The sequence below is a fragment of the Allosalinactinospora lopnorensis genome (assembly GCF_000981225.1).
Lineage (GTDB): Bacteria > Actinomycetota > Actinomycetes > Streptosporangiales > Streptosporangiaceae > Allosalinactinospora > Allosalinactinospora lopnorensis.
The window spans coordinates 1-2,692 of record NZ_LAJC01000159.1 but is presented as its reverse complement, the minus strand read 5'-3'; the positions used below and the strand labels follow the sequence as shown (position 1 = coordinate 2,692).

The 2,692-nt window shown below is 70.2% G+C and carries 3 protein-coding genes; 1 reads left to right on the top strand and 2 read right to left on the bottom strand.

Features of this window, described 5'->3' with window-relative positions; genetic code table 11:
- Both VS93_RS26175 and VS93_RS26170 read right to left on the bottom strand, forming a co-directional pair.
- A partial coding sequence (locus VS93_RS26175) for a peptide chain release factor 3 (RefSeq protein WP_046472509.1) occupies positions 1 to 1,628 on the bottom strand: 1,628 nt, incomplete at its 3' end.
- A 27-nt stretch (positions 1,629 to 1,655) separates the two neighbouring features.
- On the bottom strand, positions 1,656 to 2,045 hold the full coding sequence (locus tag VS93_RS26170) for a MerR family transcriptional regulator (protein ID WP_046472510.1): 390 nt from the start codon (positions 2,043 to 2,045) through the stop codon (positions 1,656 to 1,658).
- 355 nt (positions 2,046 to 2,400) lie between these two features.
- Here VS93_RS26170 and VS93_RS26165 point away from each other — a divergent pair, with 355 nt between their 5' ends.
- Positions 2,401 to 2,637 carry a hypothetical protein gene (locus VS93_RS26165; RefSeq protein WP_046472508.1) on the top strand — a complete coding sequence of 79 codons (237 nt, stop codon included), beginning with the start codon at positions 2,401 to 2,403 and terminating at the stop codon, positions 2,635 to 2,637.
- Positions 2,638 to 2,692: the final 55 nt, after the last annotated feature.

The window sequence follows — 2,692 nt, the reverse complement described above, 5'->3', positions numbered from 1 at the left end:
TACTCGTCGGGGTTGGTGCCGCCGGCGAGCAGTGGTTGCAGGAGTAGGTCGGGGTGCTCGCGTTTGATCACCCGTAGCCGCCATTTGTTGTGTACCAGCACCAGCAGCTCGCCGTCGGCGCGGCGGGTGAGCACCTCGGCGCCGGACAGGCCGTGCAGGGCGGGCGCGCAGGCGGCGTCGGTGCGCCGCGCCAGGCCATAGTCCAGGTGGGACAACTCGATCGGGGCGCGGAACTCCTGCTCCATGCGGTGTTTGACCACGTCGAACTGCAGCGGGCCCACCGCGGCCAGCACTGGGGCCTGCTGTCCGCGCACCTCCGAGGACAGCACCTGCACCACCCCTTCGCTGTCGAGCTGGGCGATACCGCGCTGGAACTGCTTGTAGCGGCCGGCATCCAGTGCCCGGGCCACCGCGAAGTGCTCCGGGGCGAAGCTGGGAATCGGCGCGAAGGCCACCTTGGGCCCGGCGTAGAGCGTGTCGCCCACGCTCAGCGCCGCGGCGTTGACCAGCGCGATCACATCGCCGGGAAAAGCGGTGTCCAGGGTGGTGCGCTGGGCGCCGAACACCGCCTGGGAGTACTTGGTGGCGAACGGGCGCCCGGTCGCGGCGTGGGTGAGCACCATCCCGCGCTCGAAACGCCCCGAGCACACCCGCACGAACGCCATCCGGTCGCGGTGGGCCTTGTCCATGTTGGCCTGCATCTTGAACACCTGCCCGGAGAACGGCGCGGCCACCGGGCGCCGGACACCGGTGGCGTCGGGCTGGGCCCCCGGGGCCGGGGCCAGGCCCACCAGGGTGTCCAGCAGTTGGGAGACGCCGAAGTTGGGCAGCGCCGCGCCGAACAGCACCGGGCAGGAGACCCCGGCCAGGAAGGACGCCTCGTCGTAGTCGGCGCCGATCCCGCCCAGCAGCGCCAGCTCCTCTTGAGCCTGGGCCCAGGCCTCCTGCTCGACCTCGGCGGCCCGCTCGGCGCCGAGCCGCTCCTCCACCGCGCGGGTGGCCCCACCCGGGGTGCGGCGGAGTTTGGTGTAGCCGCCCGAGTCGCGCTCGATCAGCCCGCGAAAGTCCCCGGCGATGCCCACCGGCCAGTTCAGCGGAGTGGGCCGCAGCCCGATGCGCTGCTCGATCTCATCGAGCAGCTCCAAGGGTTCGCGGCCGGGCCGGTCCCACTTGTTGACGAAGGTGATCACCGGCACCGCCCGGGCCCGGCACACCTCGAACAGCTTCAGCGTCTGCGGCTCCAGCCCCTTGGCCGCATCCAGCAGCATGATCGCGCAGTCCACCGCCGAGAGCACCCGGTAGGTGTCCTCGGAGAAGTCGGCGTGGCCGGGGGTGTCCAACAGATTGAGCACACAGCCGCCGTAGTCCACCCGCAGCGCCGCCGAGGTGATGGAGATCCCACGGGCCTGCTCCAGGCCCATCCAGTCCGAGACCACCCCCCGACGCTCACCCTTGCCGTGCACCGCCCCGGCCGAGGAGATCGCCGCGGCGTGCAACGCCAGCGCCTCGGTCAACGTGGACTTACCCGCATCCGGATGCGAGATCACCGCGAACGTCCGCCGCCGCCCAGCCTCCTGCACGATCTCCTCGGCCGCATTGCCGCCGGCTACCGTTGCCGTCTCGCTCATCGCTGGTTCCCTCGTCTCCCCTGTGTCTCAGGCCTGCACCTGGTGCCTGCCGCGCTGGATACGCAACCGAGCGGCGAACTCCTCGGCCATGGCCAACTGCTCACCCAACGAGGCACACCGCGCCGCAACAGCCTCCCCGAACATGTCCAACCGCGCCAACAGCTCACGCCTTTCGCCTTCCGCGTCCTCGCCGGCCTCCAACCGGTCCAGGATCTCCAGCAGCTCGCGGGTCTCCTCCAACGTAAAGTCCAGCGGCTTCATCCGCTTGATCAGCAGCAGCCGCTCCACATCGGATTCGGTGTAGAGCCGAAACCCGCCCCGCGAACGCGCCGAAGGCTCCACCAGCCCCACCTCGCCGTAGTAGCGGATCGTCCGCAGCGACAGACCGGTACGCTCAGCCACCTCACCGATCTGCATATGCTCCGCGCCCACCGCAGCACCTCCCAAAAAGAACCTACCCTAACGTTAAAGGCGAGTCACTGCCCCCGCCCGCAGCGCCGCACCCGGCAAAAACCGGTACCCGGGCAGTACCGCTCCGCCGCCACCGCGCGGCGAGACGACGACGGCGGCACCGATTGGTCGATCCTGCCCCGCTGAACAACACCCAGAGCAACGACCACGGCCGCCCGGCCCACCCGCGTCACCCTCACATTCACGTGAAGATAGAGTTGTTCAGGCGCTGAGCGCGCCGCGCCCCGACGCCCCACCCACCCCCTCGTGGTACGACGCCGGGACGCCCCACCGATTCCTCCCGACCAGCCCAGGAGCCACCATGGCGACCTACCGCATCCAAACGACAGACGGGGCCCAGCGCACCCAGCGGGCCCAGCTCATGCGCACCGACGCCAACACCCTGCACTTCGACGACCGCATCGGCGGAGCCTGGCACACCGTGCTCACCCTCCCCCTCACCGAGGTGGACCACGTCCAGCGCCGCTTCACCGAAAACGACGGCAAATGGGTCTGGCTCACCGAACAACTGCCCGCCCCCGCAGACACCCACGCCTGACGCTGAACCGGGTCCGGCGGAGCCCATGGTCCCGGCGGGCGCAGAGCGCGGCACC